The organism is Nocardia sp. CDC519 (genome assembly GCF_059509835.1).
Genome location: NZ_CM183377.1, coordinates 1529516 through 1554762, shown reverse-complemented (window position 1 = coordinate 1554762; position 25247 = coordinate 1529516). Strand labels below are relative to the sequence as shown.

The following is a 25247-nucleotide window of genomic DNA, read 5'->3' as shown; positions in this document are numbered from 1 at the left end:
GACGGAGTGAAGTTTGCTCGGAATTCTGCTCGCCCATGCCCTGGCCGCTCTGGTGGCGCCGCTGTGCGTTCGGGCGATCGGTCGCAATGCGTTCTATCTGCTCGCCCTCGTTCCGCTCGGCAGCCTCGGCTGGGTCGCCGCGAACTGGAACGAGACGGTGCGGTCGCGGGTCAGCTGGGCGCCGAGCATCGAGATGAACATCGATCTGCGCTTCGATTCGCTGGCGGCGGTCATGTGTGCGCTGGTGCTCGGGATCGGGTCGCTGATCCTTTTCTATTGCGGACGCTACTTCGACGACTCCGAACCGAAGCTCGGCATTTTCGCCGCGCAGATGGTCGGCTTCGCCGGCGCCATGTTCGGTCTGGTCACCAGCGACAATATGGTGTTGCTGTTCGTCTTCTGGGAGACCACGACCGTCCTGTCGTTCCTGTTGGTCGGCCACAACTCCGAACAGGCGCAGAGCCGGCGCGCGGCGATCCAGGCGCTGCTGGTGACGGCGGCGGGCGGGCTGGCGATGCTGGTCGGCATCATCATCCTCGGGATGAGCACCGGCAGTTATCTGCTGTCGGATCTGCTCGCCGCCGAACAGCCGCCAAGTGGTCTCGCGGTGAACGTCGCGGTGATGCTGATCCTGGTCGGGGCGCTCAGCAAGTCGGCCATCGTTCCGCTGCATTTCTGGTTGCCCGGCGCCATGGCCGCGCCCACCCCGGTCAGCGCCTATCTCCATGCCGCCGCCATGGTGAAGGCCGGTGTGTATCTGGTGGCGCGGCTGGCGCCGGTATTCGCGACCAACCCGGTCTGGCATCCGATCGTGCTGGTGCTCGGCGGCGCTTCGATGCTGCTCGCCGGGGTGCGCGCGTTGCAGGTCAGCGACCTGAAATTGGTGCTGGCGTTCGGCACCGTCAGCCAGCTCGGGTTCCTCATCCTGATGGTCGGCATCGGCACGCCCGATGCCGCGCTGGCCGGGCTCGCGCTGATCGTGGCGCACGCGCTGTTCAAGGCCTGCCTGTTCATGGTGGTCGGCATCGTCGATCACGGGGCGGGCACCCGTGATCTGCGTGCGCTCACCGGCCTCGGGCGACGTGCACCGGTGCTGTACGCGGTGGCGGTGGCGGCCGCGCTGAGCATGGCGGGAATCCCGCTGATGGTCGGGTTCGTGGCCAAGGAGGGCGCCCTCGATGCCACCTTGCACGCCGACATCCTCAGTGATCCGGCCCGCATCCTGTTGACCGTGGTGGTGACGCTCGGCTCGATGCTGACGGTCGCCTACAGCGCCCGCTTCCTCTGGGGCGCGTTCGGCGACAAGCCCGGCGTCACCGAACCGGACTGGCATCGCCCCGGCGTCCTACTGCTCGGCGCGCCGGCCGTACTGGCCGCGGGCAGCCTGGCCGCGGGCCTGGCCGCACCCGGCCTGGACAAGCTGATCAGCCCGTACGCGCGCTCCATCCCCGGGGTGCTCGGCACGCATCTGCTGCTGTGGCACGGCTTCACCGACGTCCTCGCGCTGACCATCGTGATCGTCGCGGCGGGCCTGGTGATCTTCACTTTCCGCGGCCGGATCGGGGAATCTCCACGACCGCTGCTGGGCAACGCCGACCGCGCCTACGACGCCACCCTGCGCGGTATGGACAAGCTCTCGCTGCGGATGACGGGCTCGGTGCAGCGTGGTTCGCTGCCGGTCAGCCAGGCGATCATCCTCGGCACGCTGATCATCCTGCCGTCGGTGGTGCTGGCCATGGGCACCCGCACCGGGGTGCAGCTGCGGCTGTGGGATTCACCGTTGCAGCTGGCCATCGGCGCGATCATGGTGGCGATGGCGCTCGGCGCGACGGTGCTGCGCAACAGGCTGGCCAGCGTGCTGGTCGTCGGCGTCACCGGCTACGGGTGCGGGGTGATCTTCGCGCTGCACGGCGCGCCCGATCTCGCGCTCACCCAGTTCCTGGTGGAAACGCTGACGCTGGTGGTGTTCGTGCTGGTGCTGCGCGCCTTCCCGGCCGAGATCTCCGGCTCGCGCACCGCCGGATTCAACGTCCGGCGGGCGGTGCTCGCGGCCTGCGTCGGCGCCACCGTCACCGTGCTCGGCGCGTTCGCCGTCGCGGCCCGCAGCGCCGAACCGATCTGGCATCGCATTCCCGGCGCGGCCTACGAATTCGGCGGCGGCAAGAACGCGGTGAACGTGCTGCTGGTCGACATCCGCGCCTGGGACACCCTCGGCGAGATCTCGGTGCTGGTCGTGGCGGCCACCGGTGTGGCCTCGCTGGTCTTCCGCAGCAGGCGTTTCGGCAGTGCGCCGCGCGCGGTGGACGCGCCCAACTACCGGCCGGGGCTGGTGAGCTGGCTGCCCGCGGGCCGGCTGGTCGACCGCCGCGAACGCTCGATGGTCATGCAGATCACCACCCGCCTGGTCTTCCCGACCATGATGGTGCTGTCGGTCTACTTCATCTTCTCCGGCCACAATGCCCCCGGCGGCGGGTTCGCCGGCGGTCTCACCGCCGGACTCGCACTGGTGCTGCGGTACCTGGCCGGTGGACCCTACGAACTCGGTGAGGCGCTGCCGGTGGAAGCGGGGCATCTGCTCGGTGCCGGGCTGGCGCTGGCGGCGGGCACCGCGACCACCTCGCTGATCTTCGGCGCACCACCGTTGTCGTCGGCGATTCTGGAGGTCACGCTGCCGCTGCTCGGCCACGTCAAGCTGGTGACCTCGCTGTTCTTCGATCTCGGCGTGTATCTCATCGTGGTCGGACTGGTGCTCGACGTGCTGCGCAGCCTCGGCGCGCGGCTGGACCGCGAGCTGTCCGAATCGCCGGAACCGGCCGAGGTGCGGGAGGCGACCGCATGACCGGGTCAGCGCCCGGAGGAGGCAGCTTGCGTAACCACGGAGGGCGCCCCGGGCATGCGCAGGAGGGCACCGCATGACCGGGTCAGCGCACGGAGGAGGCAGCTTGCGTAACCACGGAGGGCGCCCCGGGCATGCGCAGGAGGGCACAGCGTGAGTGTGAACCTGACGCTGCTGATCGTCGTCGGCGTGCTGGTGGCCTGCGGGGTGTATCTGATCCTCGAGCGGGCGGTGTCGAAGATGCTGCTCGGCATGATCCTGTTCGGCAATGCGGTGAACCTGCTGGTGCTCACTATGGCGGGCGGGGACGGGAAACCGCCGATCAGCGGCGCCACCGATGACGCCCATGAGGAGATGGCCGACCCGCTGGCCCAGGCCATGGTGCTGACGGCGATCGTGATCACCATGGGCCTTGCCGCCTTCGTGCTCGCCCTCGCCTACCGCTCCTACACCCTGACCACCACCGATGATGTCGAGAACGACCCGGAGGATGTCGGGATCGCGGCCACGCGCGAGCAGGAGGATCCCGAGGAATGATGCTGTCGTCCGACCTGCTGCCGGTGCTGACGCCGCTGCCGGTGCTGATCCCGATGCTCGCGGCCGCGACGACGCTGGTGTTCGGCCGGCGTCCGCGCACCCAGCGCCTGGTCGCGCTGATCGCGCTGTCGGTGGCGGTGGTGGTCTGCGGCCTGCTGCTGTTCCTGGCCGACCGGGATGGCACCACCGCCTTGCAGGTCGGCGCCTGGGAGACGCCGATCGGCATCACCCTGGTGGTGGACCGGCTCGCGGCCGCCATGGAGCTGGTGTCGTCGATCGTGTTGCTCGCGGTCGCCATCTACGGCGCGGGCCAGAACATTCGCGATGCCGATTCCGAGCAACCCACCTCGATCTTCTGGCCCACGTATCTGGTGCTGAGCGCCGGCGTGTCGATGACGTTCCTGGCAGGCGATCTGTTCAACCTGTTCGTCGGTTTCGAGATCCTGCTGGTCGCCTCGTTCGTGCTGCTCACCCTCGGCGCCACCGAGGAACGCATCCGTGCGGGCGTGTCCTATGTGATGGTCTCGATGCTGTCGTCGCTGATCTTCCTGACCGGCATCGCCTTGACCTACGGCGCCACCGGCACGTTGAACATGGCCCAGCTGGCGCTGCGGATGGACGAGGTGCCGGTCGGCATCCGCAATGCGGTGTACGCGGTGCTGCTGGTGGCCTTCGGCATCAAGGCGGCGGTGTTCCCGCTGTCGAGCTGGTTGCCCGACTCCTATCCGACCGCGCCCGCGCCGGTGACCGCGGTCTTCGCCGGCCTGCTCACCAAGGTCGGTGTGTATTCGATCATCCGCACCTACACGCTGATCTTCCCCGACGGCGGCTTCGATAATGTGCTGCTCATCGCGGGCCTGCTGACCATGCTCGTCGGCATTCTCGGTGCGATCGCGCAGAGCGATATCCGCCGACTGCTGTCGTTCACGCTGGTCAGCCACATCGGCTACATGGTCTTCGGGGTCGGCTTGGCCAGCCGGATGGGCCTGTCGGGCGCGGTGTACTACATCGCCCACCACATTCTGGTGCAGACGGCGTTGTTCCTGGTGGTCGGCCTGATCGAACGGCAGGCGGGCTCGGCGTCGCTGCGCAGGCTCGGCGGGCTGGCCGCGGCGAGTCCGCTGCTGGCGATCTTGTTCCTGGTCCCCGCGCTGAATCTCGGTGGGATTCCGCCGTTCTCCGGCTTCGTCGGCAAGGTCGCCCTGCTCCAGGCGGGCGCGCAGAACGGCAGCGTGCTGGCCTGGACGCTGGTCGCCGGTTCGGTGGTCACCAGCCTGCTCACCCTGTATGTGGTGGCGCGGGTGTGGAGCAAGGCGTTCTGGCGGCCGCGCGCCGAGGCCACCGAAGGCCATCTGGCCGCCGCCACGCTGCCGACCCTGGTGGAGGATTCCACCGACACGCTCTACGACGAGCGCGCCGATCCCGGCCGGATGCCCGCCCTGATGGTGACCTCGACCGCCGCCCTGGTCGGGGTGGGGATCGCGCTCACGGTCTGGGCCGGGCCGATCCTGAACATCGCCGACCGGGCCGCCGACGACCTACGCGACCGCGGCGTCTACATCACCGCCGTGCTCGGATCGGAGCCGCGATGAGCCGGGAAACCGTGATCCGGATCGCCGTCCTGTGCTGGCTGGCCGCCGTGTGGGTGGCGCTGTGGGGCCGGCTCAGCGTGGCCAATGTGCTGGCCGGGCTGGTGGTCGGCGCGCTGATCATGGTGACGCTGCCGCTGCCGCGGGTACCCGTCACCGGCTGGGTGCGCCCGGTACCGCTGATCCAGCTGATCGCGGTGAGCATCTATTACGCGCTCGAATCGAGTGTGCAGGTGGCCTGGTTCGCGGTGCGGCCGGCGCCGCCGCCGATCTCGGGCGTGCTGCGGGTGTACTTCAGCTTCAAATCGGATCTGGTGCTCGTGCTGTGTACCAATCTGCTCAATCTCATTCCCGGCACCATGGTGCTGGAACTCGATCGCGAACGCTGCGTGGTGTACGTGCACGTCATGGATGTGGGCAGCGATAAGGCGGTGGACAAGTTCTACAGCACCACCCGCCGGTTGGAGCGGCTGCTGATCGCCAGCTTCCAGCGTCCGGCGGCCCGTTCGGTACCGGAGGTGAGCGCATGATCGTCGTCGCCGTGACGGCCGCGATCCTGTTGGTGGCGGCCGCGGTGATCACCGCCTACCGCACCCTGGCCGGGCCGAGCACCCTTGACCGGGTGGTCGGCATCGACTCGCTGGTGGCGATGGCCATCTGCGGGCTCGCGGTGTGGGCCGCCTACAGCCGCGACACCACCGTGGTGCCCGCCATCGTGGCGCTGGCGCTGGTCGGGTTCCTCGGCTCGGCCGCCGTCTCCCGATTCCGCGTGCGGGACGACCGATGATCGCCATCCTGGACTGGATCTCCGGCATCCTGATCGTGCTCGGCGCGGGCCTGGCCTTCACCGCGGCCATCGGCATCGTCCGGTTCCCCGACACCCTGATGCGCATGCACGCGGCCACCAAACCGCAGGTCATCGGTCTGAACCTGGTGCTGGTCGGCACCATCATCCGGGTCTACGACAGCCCGGACGCCTGGATGCTCGTGCTCGTCGGCCTGTTCACCCTGCTCACCGCACCGGTGATCGCGCATCTGATCGGCCGCACGGCCTACCGCGAGCAACGGCACCGCGACGGGTTGCTCGCCGTCAACGAACTGGGCAACGAGTTGGACCAGCGGCCGGGGAACTGAGCGGCGGGCCGGCTACTCGGCTCATCGCGTCGAATTTCGCGCGATCGAACAGCGCTCGACCAGGGCCGGGGAACCGAGCTCGGGGGCCGGCTACTCGGCTCATCGCGCTCCGCGCCGTCGAACAGCGCTCGACCGGGTGGGAACGAACCCGTGCCGCGCCTACTCGGCCGAGGCTCCGACCGATTCCAGGTCCTCGGCCCGCGCCTTCTGCCGACGGGCGAACCACGTCCCGTGGAACGCCGCCGCCACCGCCGCCAGCAGCGCCAGCACGATGGTGCCCGCGAGCACCGGATACTCCGCCATCGGCACGGCCAGGTAGCGGTAGGAGATCAGCAGCGCGGCCAGCACGAACGCACCGCCTGCGACCAGCCGGATGCGGAACCAACCCCACCCCCGCTCGGGCTCGCGCAGCGCCGACTCCACGGTCAGGCACAGCACCGCGCCCGCCACCAGGTCGACGCCGTAGTGGTAGCCGAAGCCGAGCGTCGCGGCCAGCGTGCACAGCAGCCAGAACATGCCACCCCAGCGCAGCCAGCGCGGGGCCAGGCTGCCGTCGGCAGCCCGACGGGTGTGCAGGAACACCGCGAGCGCCCATGCGGTGTGCATCGACGGCATGCAGTTGCGCGGGGTCACCGAGTCGAAATCCAGCGCCGAGGGATTGCGGTCGATCGGCGGCACCACCTGCGGCCAATAGTTGCCGAGCTGGAATCCGGCGCCGTCGGCGCCGAAGGCGAACATCGGGCCCACCACCGGGAACAGCACATAGATCAGCGGGCCGACCAGGCCGAGCACCAAGAACGTCCGCACCAGGTAGTGGCCGGGCCAGCGTCCGGTCGACACCACCCCGCGCAGCTGCCACACCGCCACCACGATCGCCGCGGCGGGCAGTTCGATGTACACCCAGTGCAGCACCGCCTCGACCGAGGGGCCGAGGGTCTCCAGCACCCGCCCCATCACCCAGGACGGGTCGCCGAGCGCGTGATCGGCGAGCATCACGTATTCGTCGAGCACCTGCGGCTGGGTGAGGATCGTGACGTGCAGCCAGACGTCACCGACCTTGGTGGCCAGGATCAGCAGCGCGCCGAGAGCCGCCGCGTGCAGGGCATTGCGCCGTTCGACGCCGTCCCAGCGCACCAGGGCCAGCACCGCGATCGCGGTCAGCACGATCACCGGGCCATTGCCCACCGTGAACGGCTCACCGGCCAGCATGCGCGCACCCGCGCAGACGACGTCGATGCCGACCGCCGCGCACAGCGCGATGATCCGCCGCCGCGCCGGCAACCCGACCAGCGCCAGCACCAGGCCGGCCCACGGCACCGTCATCGACTTCGGCGTGCCCGCGTAATCACGCCACAGACTCTCCAGCGGACCTTCGAACCCCTGCGTGGACGCCACCACCTGGAGGGCGATCAACAAGACAGGCACGGCGGCGATCGCGGTGCCGAGTGCGAGGACCCGAATCCGAGTACGCGGCATGGACAATCGGGCCGCGGCGCCAACTCTGGAGTTCGGATCTTCGACTAGCACATCGACCATGTTAAACGGCAGGTGAACGTCATCCCCCTGGCCGAGGGAACGTCAGGCGACCACGGCCCGCGCCGTTACTGGTCGAGTTCCTTGACCAGCGCGTCGACCACCGCGACAAGATCGCCCTGTGCGGCCGCCGCCACCTTGCGCTGACGCTGGTAGGAGGCGCCGCGGACGGGGATTTCGGCCACCGAGGCGAGCTCGTCGGCACAGCCGAGCAGTTTGGCCGTCGGCTCCAAACGGTTCAATAGCTCATCGAGGTCATCTGTGACGAGTCGCTCATTACTGTCGGCGTCCACGATGACGATGGCGTCGAGCCCGTAGCGCGCGGCCCGCCATTTGTTCTCCTGCACATGCCACGGCGGCAGGGTCGGCAGTTGTTCGCCGTTGTCCACCCGCCGGTCCAGGTCGACGATGAGGCAGTGGATGAACGCCGCCATCGCGGCCAGCTCGGCGCGGGTGGAGATGCCATCGCAGACGCGCACCTCGATCGTGCCCCATTTGGGTGCAGGCCGGATATCCCAGTGCATGCCGCCGAGCTGTTCGAACACACCGGTTTTGAACTGATCGTGCACGAAATACTCGAACTGGGTCCAGTTCTCGAACTGGAACGGCAGCCCCGCGGTGGGCAGCTGCTGGAACATGAGAGCGCGATTGCTGGCATAACCGGTATCGGATCCCGACCACATCGGCGAGGACGCCGACAGCGCGAGCAGATGCGGATACGACAGCAGCAGCGAGTTCAGGATCGGAAAGACCTTGTCCTGGTGCGACACTCCGACGTGCACATGCACGCCCCAGATGAGCATCTGCCTGCCCCACCACTGGGTGCGCTCGATCAGCTCGTCGTAGTGCGGTGAGCGGGTGAGCTGCTGGGCCGACCACTGCGCGAACGGATGGGTGCCGGCGCAGAACAGGTCGACGCCGAGCGGATCCGCGGCACGGCGCACCGTGTTCATGGTCGCGCTCAGGTCGTCCATCGCCTCGCCGACGCTGTTGTGCACGCCGGTGACGAGTTCGACGGTGTTGCGCAGCAGCTCCTTGGTGACCTGCGGGGTGCCGTCGTGGGCGCGCAGATCACCGACCGAATCGAAGACCGCCGCAGCGGTATTGGACAGATCGCGCGTCACCTTGTCGACGAGCGCGATCTCCCATTCGACGCCGATGGTCGGGCGGGGCGAACCGTGGAAGACAACCCTCTCGATCCCAGCCCCACCCATGCCGGCACGCTCCTACTGGATCACGCCGCAGGCGACCCGGCCGCCCGCGTCGCCGGTCGCGAGGGTCGCCTGATCCGGGCCGGTCCCGCCGGGATGGCTGTAGCGGCTGGGGATATTGGCGAAGTTGTCCGAATCGGCGTGGATGATCAGCGCCTTACCGCGGATATCGGACATGCTCACCTTGTCGGTGGTGGTGACCAGGGTGGCGTTGCCGTCCTCACGCACCTGCAGCGAGGTCAGGTCGCCGCTGGCCGGATGCGCGTTGGCGGCGCCGACCTGCAGGTGGCCACCGGCGGAGAGGAAGTCGCCCGCCGAACCACCGGTGGGTGCCACCGAATTGGGCTCACACTTGCCGACCTGGTGGATGTGCAGGCCGTGGAAACCGGGGCGCAGGCCGTGCGCCTCGATGCTGATCTTCAGGAAGCTGCCCGCCTCGGCGATGTCGGCGGTGCCGACGGTGGTGCCCGCGGCGTCCTTCAGCTCGACCTTGGTACCGCCGGCGGCCGGGGTTTCACCGTGCCCGCCGGCGCCGGTGCTGCCGTGGCCACCGCCGTGACCGCTCTCGGCACCGGCCGGAGCGGGTGAACTCGTCCACACCGGCGGGGTGGTTCCCTGGACGTCACTCGATTCCTGGCTGTTCGTGCAGGCGGTGAGGCCGAAGACGGCGATCGCCAGCACCGGGGTCACGGTCCGCCAGGACGGGCGACGAGTTGTGGACGGTGCCATCGGGGAACTCCTTTACGAGTACCGAGTTTACGAGTAAAGCTGGGTGGACACGTTGTTTTATCGGTCAAGATGATGCCACGCCCGCCGTGTCGCTCGATCCTCGGGCCGTGTCGGACTCTTGATCAGTTACCCGTCACCACGACGACCACGCCGGCGGAACCGCCGCCCAAACCAGGAATCATCGGTGCCACACCGGCGCCCAGAATCGCCGCGACGGCGTCGGCTGCCGCCTTGTCGCCGGCGGCGTTGCCGTAATAGACGGTGGTCGCGGGGATCGTGGAGCCCGCGTAGTTGCCGGCGGACGCGTTGGTCCAGCCGTTGGCCTTCAGCTGGTTCACCGTCCGGGAGGCCAATCCGGCGACCAGACTGTTGTTGAGCACCCGGATCGGCGTCGACTGATCCAGCACCGGGGTGGTGGAGGTGGTGGTGGTCGGGGCCGCCGTCGTCGTGGTCGGTTTCGCGGTGGTGGTGCGCGCGGAGGTGGCCTGCGGAGCCACCGCGACCGAGGTGGTCGTTGCCGGCGCGCTGGTCTCGGCGGCCGTCTCGGTCTCGGAGTCCGCGCTCGACAACGACATCGCGCCCAGACCGGCGAAGACGATGGCCAGTGCGATCAGCACCATCGCCAGCGCTCGCAGCGGGATCCCGCCGGAAGTGGGTTTCGGGTAACTCACCTGTTCGAGCCTAGTCCGTCACACCTGGAATCCGAGCTTGCGCGCGTCACGAGCTTTGCGCCTGCTGGCCCGAAGCCTGCGCAGCCGTTTGACCAGCATCGGGTCGGCGGCCAGCGCCTCCGGGCGGTCTACGAGCGCGTTGAGCACCTGGTAGTACCGGGTGGGCGACATCGAGAACAGCTCGCGGATGGCTTCTTCCTTGGCACCCGCGTATTTCCACCATTGGCGTTCGAAGGCCAGGATGTCGTGTTCGCGGCGGCTCAGGCCGTCGTCATCGGCCTGCTGAGTGGCCGTGACCTCGTCGCTCGTAGAAGGGCTGTCCTGGATTGCGGAAAGGTCCCGCGCTGCTGCGCCGTCCATCTTGCTCCCTCGCCGAGTCACCGTCGGACGAAATGATGCTTGTACGTCGCCGATCATTCAACCATGGGGATAGCCGATCGTGCGGTCTGTCCGACGGCGTGTCCGGTACCAGCGGTTACGCGTCGCGACGGCGGGCCGCGCGCGTTTCCCGGCTTCCGAACGGACCCGCCGAGGGGCGGCGCGCACCGCGCGAGGACGAGGCGGCAAAATTGGGCGCATGGCAATCCTCCCTATCGTCATCGTCGGCGATCCCGTTCTGCACAACCCGACCGAGCGGGTGACTCAGTCGCCGGAGGAGCTGGCCGGGCTGATCGCGGACATGTACGAGACGCTCGACGCGGCCAACGGCGTAGGCCTGGCCGCTAACCAGGTGGGGAAGCCGCTGCGGCTGTTCGTCTACGACTGCCCGGATCAGGCCGCCGACGGCACCGTCACCCGGCGTCGCGGCGCGGTGATCAACCCGGTGCTGGAGACCTCCGAGATCCCCGAGACCATGCCCGATCCCGATGACGACGAAGAGGGCTGCCTGTCGGTGCCCGGCGAGCAGTTCCCGACCGGCCGGGCCGAGTGGGCCAAGGTCACCGGCATCGACGAGCACGGCCAACCGGTGGAGATCGAGGGCAAGGGTTTCTTCGCCCGGATGTTGCAGCACGAGGTCGGCCATCTCGACGGCTTCCTCTACGTCGACGTGCTGATCGGCCGCAATGCTCGCGCCGCCAAGAAGGCGATCAAGCGCAATGGCTGGGGCACACCGGGTTTGAGCTGGCTACCCGGCACCGTGCCGGATCCGTTCGGGCATGACTGATTCCGCAGGTATTCCGCTCGGTCGCCGGGTGGTCATGCGGTATCTGCTGCCGGAGGGCTACCCGCAGCCGATGACGGATGTGATCGGCGAGTTGGTCTCACTCGACCCGCCGACGGTGCGCGGCGCCGACGGCCAGGTGGTGTCGGTGTCGACCGATCGCGTCGTCGCGTTGAAAGCGCTGGGCCCCAGGCCGATCCGTACCCGCGAGATCCGCGCGCTGGAGGCCGCGGCGGCCGACGGCTGGCCCGGCGCCGAGCACGCCTGGATCGACGGCTGGCTGGTGCGCGCCGGTAACGGCTACACCGACCGCGCGAACTCCGCTGTCCCCCTGGGCAATTCCGATGGACCACCGCTGGTTTCGGCCGACGCGCTGCAGCGGATCGGTGCCTGGATGGCCGAGCGTGGCCTGCCGTTGCGGCTGCAACTGCCCGACCGGCTGGCGCCACCGCCGTCGGGCTGGCACACCTGGGGCGAGACGGCGGTGCTCGGGATCGATCTGGACAACTTCGTGCTGCCGCGTGGTCCGTCGATGGTGCGCATCGCCCCCGCCCCCGATGCGGCGTGGCTTGACCTGCATCGCCGCCGCGGGGAGGAACCCGGCGATCCTGCCGCACCGCTGCCCGATCTCGATGTACTCACCTCGGTTCGGGCGGGTGAGGTCCGCTTCGCCTCGCTCGGACTGCCCCAGCCCATCGCGATCGGCCGTGGCGCGCTCACCGTCGCCCCGGACGGCAGGCATTGGATCGGGCTGACCTGCGTGGCGACGGCGGCTCAGCATCGCAGGCACGGCTTGGCCTCGCTGGTGTGCGCCGAGCTGATCCGCTGGGGTCGCGACCGCGGCGCCACCCACGCCTACGTGCAGGTGGAGGCCGACAACGCGGGCGCGCTCGCGCTGTACCGGGAGCTCGGCTTCCTCGACCACCATCACTACCGCTACGCCGCCCCCGGCCCCCGCATCCCGGTGGTCCGGTAGAACGGGATCAGGCCGTTCATTCACCTCTCTTCGACAAGGAACCCCGTGCGCCTCGCGACCTGGAACGTCAACTCGATCCGCTCCCGGATCGACCGAGTCGCGGCCTTCCTCGACCGCCAGGACATCGACGTGCTGGCCATCCAGGAAACCAAATGCCGCGATGACCAGTTCCCCTACGACCGCTTCGACGCGCTCGGCTACGAGGTGGCGCATCTGGGCATCAACCAGTGGAACGGGGTGGCCATCGCGTCCAGAGTCGGGCTGGCCGATGTGGAGTTGGCGTTCCCCGACCAGCCCGGCTTCGACAAGAACGCGGGCGAATCGCTGATCGCCACCCCGGTGGTGGAATCGCGCGCCATCGGCGCCACCTGCGACGGAGTGCGGGTGTGGAGCTTGTACGTGCCCAACGGCCGCGCACTCGACGACCCGCACTACGCCTACAAGCTGGAATGGCTGGCAACCCTGCGCGATAACGCCGCCCGCTGGCTCGCCGAGGACCCGCAGGCCAAGATCGCGCTGGTCGGCGACTGGAATATCGCTCCCACCGACGACGACGTCTGGTCTCCGGAGTTCTTCGCGGGCAAGACGCACACCTCGCAACCCGAACGCGACGCGTTCGCCGCGGTGCTCGACACCGGCTTCGCCGACGTCATGCGCCCCTTCGCGCCCGGCCCGGGCGTCTACACCTACTGGGACTACACCCAGCTGCGTTTCCCACGCAAAGAGGGCATGCGCATCGATTTCGTCCTCGCCTCCCCCGCGCTCGCGGCCACCGCCACCGACGCGGTGGTCGATCGTGAGGAGCGCAAGGGCAAGGGCGCCAGCGACCACGCGCCGGTGATCGCCGAGTTCACCGGCTGAGCACGCCGGTAGCGCGCAGTCCGAGGCTGCGGCGACCGGTCGCGGCACTGATACCGTTGGCGCATGAGTACCGAATCCGCGGTGCGGCCGCGTGCGCAGCATCTCGGGCCGCAACGGCGCAGGCCGCAGGTGCTCGACGCCGCCTTGGCCATCGCCATCGAACAGGGCATCGCGGCCGTCACCATCGCCGCGGTCGCCGAGCGGATGAACGTCACCCGTCCAGTGGTGTACGCGTGCTTTCCCGATCGGGTGGCGCTGATCGAGGAGTTGATCCGACGCGAGGAGGGCTACGTCGCCGACGGGGTGTTCGGCGCATTGCGCGAACGGGACGTCGACGCCGGCGAACCCGTCTTCGTCGAGGGCTTCCGCGCCCTGCTCGAAGTGGTCGCGGCCCGGCCGGAATCGTGGCTGCTGCTCTACGGCAACCCGGACCCGGCCGTCGCTGGTTCGTTCGGCCGTGGCCGCGCGCTCGTCGTGCAGCGCTGCACCCGGCTGCTGCGCCCGACGCTGCGGGCCTGGGGCATCGAGGACGCCGACCGTAAGCTCCCGGTCCTGGTCGAGCAGTGGATCTCGGCCGGTGAGGGCGCGGTGCGCAGCCTGCTCGCCGATGACGGGCAGTGGACTCCCGAGGAACTGGGCGCGTTCGTCGGCGCCGCGGTCTACCGGGCGCTGCGCAACGCCTGAGCCGGGTCGCGAGCACCTCCCATCGCGAGCCGCCCCTGACACCAGTGGTCGCGGCATACGATGGAACCGGCTGTCCGTCCGTTCGGCGGGAGGTGTGGTCATGGCTTTCTATCGGCAGGTGGGGTCGGTGCCGCCGAAGCGGCATACCCAGCATCGCGACGATCAGGGGCGCCTGTTCTACGAGGAGCTCATGGGTGAGGAGGGCTTCTCCGGCGACTCCTCGCTGCTGTATCACCGCGGGCTGCCGCCGGCGATCGTCGAGACGACGGTATGGGAGCTGCCCGATCAGTCGACGACCCCCAATCATCCGCTGCACCACCGGCATCTGCGGCTGCACGAGCTGTTCCCCGGCGACAGCTGGGCCGAGATCGACGTGGTCACCGGACGCCGATTGCTGCTCGCCAATGCCGACGTCCGCCTGTCCTACGTCGTCGCGGGCACCGCCTCTCCGCTGTACCGCAATGCCATCGGCGACGAGCTGGTCTATGTGGAATCCGGCGCCGCCGTGGTGGAGACGGTCTTCGGCGCGCTGCCCGCCCGGCAGGGCGATCAGGTGCTGATCCCGCGGGCCACCACCCACCGGTGGCTGCCGATCGGGCCCGACCCGTTGCGCACCTATGTGATCGAGGCGTCGAGTCACATCGCGCCTCCGAAGCGCTATCTGTCGAAATACGGTCAGCTGCTGGAGAATTCGCCGTACTGCGAACGCGATCTACACGGCCCGGCCGAACCGCTGCTCGCCGTCGGCACCGACATCGAAGTGCTGGTCAAGCACCGGCCGGGTGCACAGATCGCCGGCACCAGAATGGTGTACGCCACCCACCCGTTCGATGTGGTGGGCTGGGATGGCTGCCTGTATCCGTTCACCTTCAATATCAGCGATTTCGAACCGATCACCGGACGGGTGCATCAGCCGCCGCCGGTGCATCAAGCCTTCGAGGGCACCAACTTCGTGGTCTGCAATTTCGTGCCGCGCAAGGTCGACTATCACCCGCTGTCGATCCCGGTGCCCTACTACCATTCCAATGTCGATTCCGACGAGATCATGTTCTACTGCGGCGGGAACTACGAGGCCAGGCGCGGCTCGGGCATCGGGCAGGGCTCGATCTCGGTGCATCCGGGCGGCTACGCGCACGGTCCGCAGCCCGGTGCGTACGAGGCGAGCATCGGAGTGGAATTCTTCGACGAGCTGGCCGTGATGGTCGACACCTTCCGCCCGCTCGAACTCGGCGAGGGCGCGCTGGCCTGCGAAGATCCCGGTTACGCGTGGACCTGGTCCGGGCGGGGCCCGCGGTGAAGACGCGCATCGAGGTCGCGCCGGATGCACCGTTCGGGCCCGAGCATCTGCCGTACGGGGTGTTCGCCCCGGGGGGCGACGAATACCGCGTGGGGGTGCGGGTGGGCGATCACGTCATCGATCTGGCCCTCGCCCTGGACGATCCCGTCTTCGCCCGGCCCGATCTCAATGCCTTTCTGGCGCAGGGCCCGCAGCGGTGGGCGCAGGTGCGGGAGCGGGTGCGCGAACTGGTCGAGGGCGAACTCTCCGCCGATGCGGTCTGCCCGCTGGCCGCGGCGCGGCTGGCGCTTCCGGTGCGGATCGGCGACTACGTCGATTTCTACGCCAGCATCGACCACGCCACGAATCTGGGAAAGCTGCTGCGCCCGGGATCCGAACCGCTACTACCGAATTGGCGGCACCTGCCGGTCGGGTATCACGGCAGGGCCGGAACGGTCGTGGTGTCCGGCACCGATATCGCGCGTCCGCGCGGCCAACGGCGAACCGATTCGGCCACACCGGATTTCGGGCCTTCGCGGCGGCTGGATATCGAGGCCGAGCTCGGGTTCGTGGTCGGCGTCGGTTCCCCACTCGGCAGCTCGATCAGTACCGCCGCCTTCGCCGAGCATGTCTTCGGCGTCGCGCTGATCAACGACTGGTCCGCCCGCGATATCCAGGCCTGGGAATATCAGCCACTCGGGCCCTTCCTCGGGAAATCCTTCGCGACGTCGATGAGCGCGTGGATCACCCCGCTCGCGGCCCTGGAATCGGCCCGGATATCGCCACCGCCGCAGGACCCGGCGCCCCTGCCCTACCTGCGCGAAACCGAACCATGGGGCCTCGATATCGAGCTGGCCGTGCACTGGAACGGCGTTCCGGTGTCGCATCCGCCGTATGCCCGGATGTACTGGTCACCGGCCCAGATGCTGGCGCATCTCACCGTCAACGGCGCCGCCACCCGCCCCGGCGATCTCTACGCCTCCGGCACCATCTCCGGCCCCGCCGCCGGAGAATGTGGTTCGTTCATGGAACTGTCCTGGGGCGGCACCGAGCCGATCAGCCTGGACGGCGCCGAACGCACCTTCCTGCTCGACGGTGACGAGGTCACCATCACCGCCACCGCACCGGCGGCCGACGGTACCCGCCTCGGACTCGGCGAAGTCACCGGACGGATCCTGCCCGCGCACGAATGACTCCGCCGGCACGGTGGCGGGCCTCCTGTCTCGATCTGCCCGATCAGCCGGCCGCCGCTGCGCCGTTCAGCGGAAACCGCGATGAATTCCGCGCGAGCGCGCAGTCTGAATCGATAAGCCCAGTTCATCGAGCGGGAGGACACCGATCATGCAGAAGATCGTCACCAACCTCTGGTACGACGGCAACGCCGAGGAAGCCGCCGAATTCTACTGTTCGCTGTTCCCGGACTCCACGATCATCCGGGTGCTGCGGTTCAGCGACAGCGGGATGGGCGAACCGGGAGCGGTCATGACCGTCGACTTCGAACTCGCCGGTCAGCGCTTCACCGCCATCAACGGCGGCGGCGAGTTCCAGTACACCCACGCGATGTCGCTGCTGATCAATTGCGACAGCCAGGACGAGGTCGATCGGCTCTGGGACGCCCTGCTCGCCGGCGGCGGCACGGAGATCGAATGCGGCTGGCTCTACGACAAGTACGGAGTCCCGTGGCAGGTGTGGCCCACCGAAGCCGATGAATTGCTCACCGGCGATCCGGCCGCGGTCGACCGCGCGACCGCGGCGATGCTGAAGATGAAGAAGATCGACCTGCGGGCGATGCGCGCCGCCTACGAGAACGCCTGATCTGCTCACCCGGTGCGGTATCCGGCGGTGAGTTCGGATGCCGCGCCCAGGTCTGCTCCGGGCGCGCAGCGGGGCGGGTATGGTCGGGCGGGTACGCATCACGCCAACGGGGGCTCGCACCAGCGGGCTGAGAGGACGGCTAGCCCGATGCCGGGCGGATCAGGGCCGTCGACCGTATGAACCTGACCGGGTAATGCCGGCGTAGGGAGGAAAAATATGGGTTCCACCGGCCGTTCCGCGACCACCGCAGGGGTCGACACGGTGACCACCGGCCCGATCGAGGGCAGCGTCAAGCACTACGAAGAGGTCGAGGCCGACGGGCTGACCTTGCGCATCCCGGTGCGCCGGATCAATCTGACCACCGGCGCGCACTTCGACGTCTACGACACCTCGGGCCCGTACACCGACGACACCGCGACCATCGACCTCGAAGCCGGCCTGCCCAAGCTGCGCGACGAATGGCCCAAGCCGCAGATCGACGGCCCGCGCACCCAGCTGGCCTGGGCGCGGGCGGGCATCATCACCGCAGAAATGCGCTATATCGCCGCGCGCGAAGGGGTTTCACCGGAACTGGTGCGCGACGAGGTCGCCGCGGGCCGCGCGGTGATCCCCGCCAACCACCGCCATCCCGAATGCGAGCCGATGATCATCGGCAAGAAGTTCGCGGTGAAGATCAACGCCAATATCGGCAACTCCGCCGTCTCCTCCTCCATCGCCGAGGAGGTGGAGAAGATGGTGTGGGCCACCCGCTGGGGCGCCGACACCATCATGGACCTGTCCACCGGCAAGAACATCCACGAGACCCGCGAGTGGATCATGCGCAACTCGCCGGTCCCGGTGGGTACGGTGCCGATCTACCAGGCGCTGGAGAAGGTCAACGGCGATCCCACCAAGCTGACCTGGGAAATCTACCGCGATACCGTCATCGAGCAGTGCGAGCAGGGCGTCGACTACATGACGGTGCACGCGGGCGTGCTGCTGCGGTATGTGCCGCTGACGGCCAAGCGCGTCACCGGCATCGTCTCGCGCGGCGGCTCGATCATGGCGGCCTGGTGTCTGGCCCACCACAAGGAGTCGTTCCTCTACACCCACTTCGAGGAACTGTGCGAGATCCTGGCCCGCTACGACGTCACCTTCTCCCTCGGTGACGGCCTGCGCCCCGGTTCCATCGCCGACGCCAACGACGAGGCCCAGTTCGCCGAGCTGCGCACTCTCGGCGAGCTCACCAAGATCGCGAAATCGCATGGTGTGCAGGTGATGATCGAAGGCCCAGGCCACGTGCCGATGCACAAGATCGTGGAGAACGTGCGGCTGGAGGAGGAGCTGTGCGAGGAGGCGCCGTTCTACACTCTCGGCCCGCTGGCCACCGATATCGCCCCGGCCTACGACCACATCACCTCGGCCATCGGCGCCGCGATCATCGCCCAGGCCGGCACCGCGATGCTGTGCTACGTCACGCCCAAGGAGCATCTGGGCCTGCCCAACCGCGATGACGTCAAGGTCGGCGTGATCACCTACAAGATCGCCGCGCACGCCGCCGACCTCGCCAAGGGTCATCCCCGCGCCCAGCAGCGTGACGACGAATTGTCCAAGGCCCGTTTCGAATTCCGCTGGGTCGACCAGTTCAACCTGTCGCTGGATCCGGACACCGCCCGCGAATACCACGACGAGACCATGCCCGCCGAGCCGGCCAAGACCGCGCACTTCTGCTCCATGTGCGGCCCGAAGTTCTGCTCCATGCGCATCTCCGCCGACGTGCGCGAATACGCCGAGAAGCAGGGCCTCACCGATGTGGAGGCCATCGAGGCGGGCATGGCGGAGAAGTCCGCGGAGTTCGCCGACGCAGGCAAGAAGGTCTACCTGCCGGTCGTTTCCTAGCAGCACCGAGAAACGCACGCCCCCGGCCGGATTCGGCCGAGGGCGTGCGTTTGTTTCTCAGCTGTCCGGACCCCGCGGTCCATTACCATACCGACAATCGGTAATGACTCGATCAGACGCGGATAGGTGTGGGTATGGACGGCCAGGAAATACGCCAGGCGAATCTCCCCCGAACAGAACCCGCCGCACCGCGGCGTGGTTCGGCATCGGAGGCGCCTGAACGACCGTCTCGACCGCGCGGTGCGATGGACCGCAAGCAGAAGATCGGTTTCGCACTACGCGCCGCTACCGCGCAACTAGCCGGACTGCCCGGTGTCATCAAGACGACGCTGGGCGTCGGCGGCCGCTCGACAGCGGTGGAGCTGCCCGAGGCGCCACCGGACAGCAGACTCACCCGGCGTGCCTTCGAGCTGGCCGAATCCGTCTACTGCGGTGAACTACAGCAGCACTGCCTGCGCTGCTGGTACTTCGGCACAGCGTTCGCACAGATGGCCGGACACCGCTTCGACCCAGAGTTGCTCTACGTCGCAACGCTGCTGCACGACATCGCGCTGACCGATCGGTATCGGCCCACGCCGGAGCAGTCACCATGTTTCGCCGCACACGGCGGGACGGTGGCGCGAGCGCAACTGCTGACGTGGGGAGCCGCGGCTGAATTCGCCGACCTCGTCGAGGAGGCCATCGACCTGCACATGGACGTCAGAGTGGATCCCGCGCAGGGGGTGGAGGCGCACCTGTTGCACGCCGCCGCGCACCTCGATGTCGCCGGCAGCCGGATCGGCGATCTGCCACGTGCACTTCTGGCCGACATCGTGCGGATCCACCCCCGCGACCGGTTCACCGACTCCTTCCTCGTCGCCATGCGACGGGAGGCGCACGAGCGACCGGATTCTCGAGCGGCGGTGATGTGGAAGCTGGGCATGCGAGTTCCGGTGCAGTTGAATCCACTGAACAAGTCCCTGTCCAGTTGACATACACCGAGCGGCATGAGCTCCGTATGGCCGCACGCGACGGCGGCTTCTACTGTTCGAAGCGCTGATCGACGAAGTCGGCGAAGGCGACCTTGCCGGGGATGGCGCCTGCCTCGGTGAAGGCGTCGGCGATTTCCTGTTCGGAGGCGACCACCTCGTCGGTCAGCGGGATCGGCTCTTTGATCGAGCGGGTCCAGGTGGTGCGGGAGGCGTCGACGGGGATGGCGGTCAGTTCGGCGTACTTGGTGGACCACAGCTCGAGGTTGTCCGACGACCACTTGGTGGCCGCGGCGTAGCGGGTGAAGAAGTCGCGGATGGCAGCCGACTTTCCTGGGTCGTCGACGGCCTTGTTCGAGGCGACCCAGAAGTTGTAGCCGTTGGCGGCCTGATCGGCGGAGGCGATGGACTTGGCGCCGACCTCCTTTTCCGCGATGGCGGTGTAGGGATCCCAGACCGCCCAGGCGTCGACATCGCCGCGGGTCAGCGAGGCGTAGCCATCGGCGGGCGCCAGGTAGACCGGTTCCACCTCGTCCAGGCTCAGGCCCGCTTTCTGGAGTTGCAGCAGCAGGTTCGCGTTCGCCGAGCTGCCCTTGGTGACGGCGACCTTCTTGCCCTTCAGATCGGCCACCGAGGCGACCTTCGAGTCCTTGCCGACGAGAATCGCATCGCCCTTACCGGTGGCCGCCAGCGCGCCGACGATCTTGATATCGGCATTCGCGGCGGCACCGAAGATCACCGGGGTATTGCCGGTCTGCGCCAGATCGATGCCCCCGGCTCCGGCCGCCTCGATCAGCGGCGGGCCGGCTGTGAAGGTGGAGAACTCGATCTTGTACGGCAGATTCTCCAGCTGGCCGGAGGCCCGCAAGAGCACCTCGATCGAAATGGCCTTCTGATCCCCGACTTTCAAGGTCACCGCACTGAGGTCCACCGGCCCGCTCGGCGCGGGCGCGGCCTCCTCACCGCATGCGGAGGTGGCGAAGACAGCGGCGGCCACCATGGCCGCACCTGCGAGCCGGAATATCGAGAGTCGTTTCACCAGAACTGCTTTCCTGCGTAGTGGAGCGGGTGGATCAGGCGTCGACGCCGAGTAGCCGCAGCAACCGGGCGACGTGCTCGGCGGCCTCCGGCGACGAATGCGGACGCGGACGGGCGAGATCGATGCGGACCTCATCGGCGATGCGGCCGTGCTCTAGCACCAGCACACGATCGGCCAGTGCGACCGCCTCCGCGACATCGTGGGTAACCAGCAGCACCCCGAATCCGCGTTCGGCCTGCAACCGCAGCAGTAGATCGTGCATGGCCAGGCGCGTGAGCGCGTCAAGGGCGCCGAACGGTTCGTCGAGCAGCAGCAATGTCGGGTGCGCGACCAATGCCCTGGCCAGGGCGACGCGCTGGGCCTCACCGCCGGAGAGGGTGAGCGGCCAGGCCTCGGCGCGCTCGCGCAGATTCACCTGCTCGAGCAGCTGCCGGGCGATCTTCTCGTCGGCCCGGCGATTACGCGGGCTCGGCCGCCCGAGCGCGACATTGCGCACGACCGGAAGCCACGGAATGAGCCGCGCCTCCTGGAAGACGATCGTCGGCTGCGCCTGCACCGTCACTGTTCCGCGATCGGCCTGTTCGAGGCCGCCGATGATCCGCAGCAGCGTCGACTTCCCGGAGCCGCTGCGCCCGACCAACGCGACGATCTCACCGGCGGCGATCTCGACGTCGACGCCATCGAGCACGCTGCGCCCGCCGAAGCTCTTGTCCAGGCCACTGATTCGAGCCGCCGCACGCGCGGCCACTTGCTGGGTGACGGTCATGGTTGGACTCCTCGGTCGACGGACGGACGCCAGCGCAGCGCACGTTGTTCGAGCGCGCGCACGATCGCATCGGTGGCGAGCCCGAGCAGGCTGTAGATGAGCAGCCCGAAGATCACGATGTCGGTGCGCAGGAATTCGCGGGCATTGTTGATCACGAAGCCGAGGCCGGCGCTCGCGTTGATCTGCTCGGCCACGATCAGCGACAGCCAGGCGATGCCGAGACTCTGCCGCGCACCGACCAGGATCTGCGGCAACGCACCGGGCACGATGAGCAACCGCAGGCGTTCGGACAGCGACAGTTGCAGGGTGCGGCTCAGCTCCAGCAGCTTCGGATCCAGCTGACGAATACCGGCGAAGGTATTCAGGTACAGCGGGCAGAACACACCGAGGGCGATCAGGTAGATCTTCGGTTCCTCGCCGATCCCGAACCAGATGATGAACAGCGGGATCAGCCCGAACAGCGGGATGGTTCGCACCATCTGCAATGGCGGATCCAGCACGTATTCACCGGTCGTGCTGATTCCCGCGAGAATGCCGAGCACCAGCGCGAGCACCGCGCCGAGCAGGAATCCGTACAGCGCCCGCTCGCCCGACACCAGCAGCGCCTCGCCCAGTTGCCCGGACCGATACAGCTCCAGCCCGGCGTCGAGCACCACCGACGGCGCGGGAAGTTTCTTCGCCGACACCCACCCACTGCTACTGGCGATCTGCCAGATCACCAGCAGCGCGATCGGAGCCAGTGCACGCAGGAACCCCGGACGTCGATACAGCGGAACCCGCTGCTCGGCCCGCTCGGTGCGCCTCTCCATAAGCATTCGTGCATGATGCGGGCCGGCGCGGGCCCGCCGACAGGGTTGTACTCAGGGTGAATCGATCGCGCGGCCGGTCGGCCGTTTCGTCCCCGTAGAGTCACGCTCCGATGACTTACTGTCCGCCGCAGAAGAATCCGCCGTCCGAGGGGCCCGCCGGGAATCCACCGCCCGCGAACCCACCGCACCCCGGGCTCGGTCCCGCGCCGGCGCAGTATCAGTACCCGCCGCAACCGTACGGTCCGCCGCAGCTGCCGCCCGAGCCGACGTCGACACGGTCGTCGGCCCCCAGATCCAGCACGTCTTCGACACCCTGCGCGGATAGCGCGTGACCGCTCGTTAATGACAATGGTTATCATTAGCGGATGACCACAGCGCAACTACCCGTCACCGTCCTGTCCGGATTCCTCGGCGCGGGCAAGACCACCCTGCTCAACCACATCCTGGCCAACCGGGAGGGTCGCCGGGTCGCGGTGATCGTCAATGACATGAGCGAGGTGAATATCGACGCCGCGCTGGTCGCCGGGCAGGGGCATCTCGATCGCACCGAGGAGAAGCTGGTCGAGCTGACCAATGGCTGCATCTGCTGCACCCTGCGCGAAGACCTCATCGAGGCGGTGGCCCGGCTGGCCGGGGAGGGGCGGTTCGATCAACTCGTCATCGAGTCGACGGGCATTTCCGAGCCGATGCCGGTCGCCGCCACCTTCGACTGGGAGTTCGAGGACGGGTTCAGCCTCGGACCCGTCGCCCGGCTCGACACCATGGTGACGGTGGTCGACGCCTCGACCTTCCTGGCCGAGATCGCCCGCGGCCAGGCGCTGGCCGAACGGAATATGCAAGCGGGCGAGGGCGATGAACGCGGAATCGCCGATCTGCTGGCAGATCAGGTGGAATTCGCGGATGTGCTGCTGATCAACAAAACCGACCTGGTGAGCGAGAGCGCGGCCGGAGCCGTGGAGGCGGCGGTGCGGCGAATGAATCCGCGCGCCAAGGTCTTACGAACCCGCCACGGCGTGGTCGAGCTGAGCGAAGTATTGAACACCGGCCGCTACGACCCCGTCGCAGCAGCCTCCACCGAGGGCTGGGCGGAGGAGTTGGCGGGCGGTCACGTCCCGGAGACCGAGGAATACGGCATCAGCAGCCTCACCTACACCGCCGAACGCCCATTCCATCCGCAGCGGTTGTCCGAGGCGTTGGAACAACTGCGCGGCCTGCTGCGCAGCAAGGGTTTCTGCTGGATCGCGAGTCGATCCGACCTTGCCGCCATCTGGTCGCAAGCCGGGCCGAATCTGGTGTTCGAACCGGCCGCGTGGTGGTCCTCGCTCGAGATCCCGGCCGGGCAGGAGATCGTCTTCATCGGCATAAAGCTCAATCGCGACCATATTCGGGCCCTGCTCGACCGCGCGCTGCTCACCGACGCCGAAATGGATGCGGGCCCGCAGGCCTGGGCGAGCTACCCCGACCCGTTCCCCGCCTGGGGCGAACTCCACGAACACGCCTGAGCCGCCTCCCGCACGGCGACGGCCCAGGTCCGCCGGCGGGACCTGGGCCGGTGCGCGAGGATGTCAGCTCAGCTTCTCGAAGAACTGCCGGATATCGCCGGTCAAGACCGCCGGCGCCTCGTGTGCGGCGAAATGCCCTGCGGCGTCATTGGGTCCGCCGACGACCGAAACGACATCGTAGGAATTCCAGCTGACGATATTGCTGTGGTCGCGTTCGGCGAATCGCCGCATCGACTGGAAATCGCCCGTGAACATGGCCAGCGCGGTCGGCGTCGTAGTCGGCTTCGCGGGCTGCTCGCTCGCATGGGCCTGCTCGTAGTAGAAGCGAATCGAGGTGGGGCCGGTGCCGGTCAGCCAGTACAGCGCGATGTTCGCGATCACGAACTCCTTGTCCAGGCTCTCGCCGAACAGCTGCGCATTCCATCCGAGCAGCCCGAGCGGGGAATCCGCCAGCGCGTACGCCAGGGTCTGCGGCTGCTGGCTGCAGAAGACGTTGAATCCCATCTTGTTGTCCTGGAACCACTTCAGATGTTCGAGCGCAGCCAGGTCGTCAGCGGAAATGCCCTCGAACTCGGCCGGATCGCCCGACGGGAACGAGAACAGCTGGGTGACGTGCACGCCTACCACCCGATCTGGCGCGATCCGGCCGATCTCCGGCGAGATCATCGAGCCGCCATCGTTGCCGATCGCCCCGAACCGCTCATAGCCCAGCTGGGTCATCAGCTCCACCCACGCCTTGGCCGTGCGCTGCACGTTCCATCCGGTGCTGCGGGTCGGGCCGGAGAAACCGAACCCGGGCAGCGATGGGATCACCACGTGGAAGGCGGGTGCGTCGGGCGATTCCGGCGCGGTCAGCAGCTCGATGACGTCGAGGTATTCCAGCACCGAACCCGGCCAGCCATGGGTGAGGATCACCGGCAGCGCGTCCTCGCGCTCGGACCGGACGTGCAGGAAGTGGATGCTCTCACCGTCGATGTCGGCGATGAACTGAGGGTAGGCATTGAGCCGCGCCTCCACCGCCCGCCAGTCGAACTCGTCGAGCCAGTATTCGGCGAGCCCGCGCACCCGATCGCCCGGCACGCCATAGGAATCGCCGACGCCGGGCAGCTCGTCCGGCCACAGGGCGCGCTGCAACCGCTCGGTCAGGTCGTCGAGGCGGGCCTGCGGGATGTCGACAGTGAAGGGACGGACGGTCATGGCGAGCTCCTCGGGATTGGAACGGAATGGTTCGTTCTGTTCACACCGTAACAGAACGGATCATTCCGTTTCAA

25 protein-coding genes are annotated in these 25247 nt (G+C 68.0%); 16 read left to right on the top strand and 9 right to left on the bottom strand.

The features are described 5' to 3' along the window. Positions 1–13 precede the first annotated feature (13 nt). The 6 genes from AC5W7N_RS06995 (at position 14) to mnhG (ending at position 6096) form a co-directional block, all read left to right on the top strand. Complete coding sequence (locus tag AC5W7N_RS06995) at positions 14–2839, top strand: Na+/H+ antiporter subunit A (protein WP_194990610.1); 2826 nt, start codon at positions 14–16, stop codon at positions 2837–2839. Between the two features lie 150 nt (positions 2840–2989). Then, positions 2990–3373: a Na(+)/H(+) antiporter subunit C gene (locus AC5W7N_RS06990; protein ID WP_163810457.1), complete on the top strand. Its 384-nt coding sequence runs from the start codon at positions 2990–2992 to the stop codon at positions 3371–3373. Continuing rightward, positions 3370–4965 (top strand): Na+/H+ antiporter subunit D, encoded by a 1596-nt coding sequence (locus tag AC5W7N_RS06985; RefSeq protein ID WP_195020177.1) that lies wholly within the window; start codon positions 3370–3372, stop codon positions 4963–4965. The genes AC5W7N_RS06990 and AC5W7N_RS06985 overlap by 4 nt, the downstream gene beginning before the upstream one ends. Further along, positions 4962–5492 carry a Na+/H+ antiporter subunit E gene (locus AC5W7N_RS06980; protein WP_194990612.1) on the top strand — a complete coding sequence of 177 codons (531 nt, stop codon included), beginning with the start codon at positions 4962–4964 and terminating at the stop codon, positions 5490–5492. The genes AC5W7N_RS06985 and AC5W7N_RS06980 overlap by 4 nt, the downstream gene beginning before the upstream one ends. Continuing rightward, entirely contained in the window at positions 5489–5749 is a 261-nt protein-coding gene (locus AC5W7N_RS06975) for a monovalent cation/H+ antiporter complex subunit F (RefSeq protein WP_036540808.1), read from the top strand. Before AC5W7N_RS06980 ends, AC5W7N_RS06975 begins: the two co-directional genes overlap by 4 nt. Next, positions 5746–6096: a monovalent cation/H(+) antiporter subunit G gene (mnhG, locus tag AC5W7N_RS06970; RefSeq protein ID WP_195020178.1), complete on the top strand. Its 351-nt coding sequence runs from the start codon at positions 5746–5748 to the stop codon at positions 6094–6096. The genes AC5W7N_RS06975 and mnhG overlap by 4 nt, the downstream gene beginning before the upstream one ends. Positions 6097–6255: 159 nt before the next feature. Here mnhG and AC5W7N_RS06965 read toward each other — a convergent pair whose 3' ends face one another. The 5 genes from AC5W7N_RS06965 to napA form a co-directional block, all read right to left on the bottom strand. Next, a complete protein-coding gene (locus AC5W7N_RS06965) occupies positions 6256–7572 on the bottom strand; it encodes a phosphatase PAP2 family protein (RefSeq protein ID WP_195020870.1) in 1317 nt (438 codons plus the stop codon). Between the two features lie 125 nt (positions 7573–7697). Beyond that, entirely contained in the window at positions 7698–8843 is a 1146-nt protein-coding gene (locus tag AC5W7N_RS06960; RefSeq protein ID WP_104360719.1) for a glutamate--cysteine ligase, read from the bottom strand. Positions 8844–8855: 12 nt separating this feature from the next. Then, positions 8856–9569 carry a superoxide dismutase[Cu-Zn] gene (gene sodC / locus AC5W7N_RS06955; RefSeq protein ID WP_163810465.1) on the bottom strand — a complete coding sequence of 238 codons (714 nt, stop codon included), beginning with the start codon at positions 9567–9569 and terminating at the stop codon, positions 8856–8858. Between the two features lie 122 nt (positions 9570–9691). Continuing rightward, complete coding sequence (locus AC5W7N_RS06950) at positions 9692–10240, bottom strand: LytR C-terminal domain-containing protein (RefSeq protein ID WP_175585792.1); 549 nt, start codon at positions 10238–10240, stop codon at positions 9692–9694. A gap of 18 nt (positions 10241–10258) precedes the next feature. Then, positions 10259–10600, bottom strand: a complete 342-nt coding sequence (gene napA / locus AC5W7N_RS06945) for a nucleoid-associated protein NapA (RefSeq protein WP_163810467.1) — start codon at positions 10598–10600, stop codon at positions 10259–10261. 217 nt (positions 10601–10817) lie between these two features. Between napA and AC5W7N_RS06940 the strand changes: the two genes are divergently transcribed. The 9 genes from AC5W7N_RS06940 (at position 10818) to AC5W7N_RS06900 (ending at position 19863) form a co-directional block, all read left to right on the top strand. Continuing rightward, on the top strand, positions 10818–11405 hold the full coding sequence (locus tag AC5W7N_RS06940; RefSeq protein WP_138449983.1) for a peptide deformylase: 588 nt from the start codon (positions 10818–10820) through the stop codon (positions 11403–11405). Continuing rightward, positions 11398–12378 (top strand): N-acetylglutamate synthase, CG3035 family, encoded by a 981-nt coding sequence (locus tag AC5W7N_RS06935; protein ID WP_195020179.1) that lies wholly within the window; start codon positions 11398–11400, stop codon positions 12376–12378. The genes AC5W7N_RS06940 and AC5W7N_RS06935 overlap by 8 nt, the downstream gene beginning before the upstream one ends. Positions 12379–12423: 45 nt before the next feature. Further along, positions 12424–13239, top strand: coding sequence for an exodeoxyribonuclease III (locus AC5W7N_RS06930; protein ID WP_195020180.1), 816 nt, complete (start codon positions 12424–12426; stop codon positions 13237–13239). Between the two features lie 63 nt (positions 13240–13302). Beyond that, entirely contained in the window at positions 13303–13923 is a 621-nt protein-coding gene (locus tag AC5W7N_RS06925) for a TetR/AcrR family transcriptional regulator (protein WP_163810473.1), read from the top strand. 100 nt (positions 13924–14023) lie between these two features. After that, the gene (locus AC5W7N_RS06920; RefSeq protein WP_195020181.1) at positions 14024–15220 is read left to right on the top strand and encodes a homogentisate 1,2-dioxygenase; all 1197 of its coding nucleotides are present in this window, start codon (positions 14024–14026) and stop codon (positions 15218–15220) included. Further along, complete coding sequence (gene fahA, locus AC5W7N_RS06915) at positions 15217–16392, top strand: fumarylacetoacetase (RefSeq protein ID WP_195020182.1); 1176 nt, start codon at positions 15217–15219, stop codon at positions 16390–16392. Before AC5W7N_RS06920 ends, fahA begins: the two co-directional genes overlap by 4 nt. Before the next feature lie 148 nt (positions 16393–16540). Beyond that, a complete protein-coding gene (locus AC5W7N_RS06910; RefSeq protein ID WP_195020183.1) occupies positions 16541–17014 on the top strand; it encodes a VOC family protein in 474 nt (157 codons plus the stop codon). Between the two features lie 216 nt (positions 17015–17230). Further along, on the top strand, positions 17231–18892 hold the full coding sequence (gene thiC, locus AC5W7N_RS06905) for a phosphomethylpyrimidine synthase ThiC (RefSeq protein WP_178127494.1): 1662 nt from the start codon (positions 17231–17233) through the stop codon (positions 18890–18892). 245 nt (positions 18893–19137) lie between these two features. Then, positions 19138–19863 (top strand): HD domain-containing protein, encoded by a 726-nt coding sequence (locus AC5W7N_RS06900; protein WP_194991766.1) that lies wholly within the window; start codon positions 19138–19140, stop codon positions 19861–19863. Positions 19864–19912: 49 nt separating this feature from the next. On the opposite strand, the gene AC5W7N_RS06895 is transcribed toward AC5W7N_RS06900, so the two are convergent. Genes AC5W7N_RS06895 through AC5W7N_RS06885 form a run of 3 tightly spaced genes read right to left on the bottom strand, consistent with a single transcriptional unit; the run spans position 19913 to position 22480 of the window. Then, the gene (locus AC5W7N_RS06895) at positions 19913–20899 is read right to left on the bottom strand and encodes an ABC transporter substrate-binding protein (RefSeq protein WP_324197363.1); all 987 of its coding nucleotides are present in this window, start codon (positions 20897–20899) and stop codon (positions 19913–19915) included. A gap of 34 nt (positions 20900–20933) precedes the next feature. Then, a complete protein-coding gene (locus AC5W7N_RS06890; RefSeq protein WP_163810486.1) occupies positions 20934–21665 on the bottom strand; it encodes an ABC transporter ATP-binding protein in 732 nt (243 codons plus the stop codon). After that, positions 21662–22480 carry an ABC transporter permease gene (locus AC5W7N_RS06885; protein ID WP_228815173.1) on the bottom strand — a complete coding sequence of 273 codons (819 nt, stop codon included), beginning with the start codon at positions 22478–22480 and terminating at the stop codon, positions 21662–21664. The genes AC5W7N_RS06890 and AC5W7N_RS06885 overlap by 4 nt, the downstream gene beginning before the upstream one ends. 359 nt (positions 22481–22839) lie before the next feature. On the opposite strand from AC5W7N_RS06885, the gene AC5W7N_RS06880 reads away from it, so the two are divergent. After that, the gene (locus AC5W7N_RS06880) at positions 22840–23976 is read left to right on the top strand and encodes a GTP-binding protein (protein ID WP_495923415.1); all 1137 of its coding nucleotides are present in this window, start codon (positions 22840–22842) and stop codon (positions 23974–23976) included. A gap of 63 nt (positions 23977–24039) precedes the next feature. Here the strand turns inward: AC5W7N_RS06880 and AC5W7N_RS06875 are convergent, their stop codons facing one another. Next, on the bottom strand, positions 24040–25173 hold the full coding sequence (locus AC5W7N_RS06875; RefSeq protein ID WP_495923414.1) for an epoxide hydrolase family protein: 1134 nt from the start codon (positions 25171–25173) through the stop codon (positions 24040–24042). Positions 25174–25247 lie beyond the last annotated feature (74 nt).